Origin of the sequence: Halorubrum sp. SP3 (assembly GCF_005435195.1) — an archaeon.
In the GTDB taxonomy this organism is placed as follows: Archaea; Halobacteriota; Halobacteria; order Halobacteriales; family Haloferacaceae; genus Halorubrum; species Halorubrum sodomense.
The window spans coordinates 1-217 of the sequence record NZ_SGTU01000788.1; the positions used below are offsets into that span (position 1 = coordinate 1).

Genomic DNA, 217 nt, shown 5'->3' on the forward strand with positions numbered 1-217 from the left:
GTGAGCGTATTCCGTAGCTCGTGTGTTATCGCGTTGGCAAAGTTGTCGAGTTGCTCATTTTTATACTCAAGTTGCTCATTTTTCCGTTTGAGCTCTCGGTGCTGCTGCTCGGCGCTGGTTACATCTGTACACACAATAGCCTGCCCAACGTCTGTATTGACCTGGGTTAGTGTTGTGTTAGTAACGTAAAAATACCGTACAGTTTCATCATTTTGAC

Annotated in this window: 1 pseudogene; it reads right to left on the reverse strand. The window is 45.2% G+C overall.

Features of this window, described 5'->3' with window-relative positions:
- Positions 1–217: pseudogene (locus EXE42_RS20095) on the reverse strand (hypothetical protein); the annotation flags it as partial.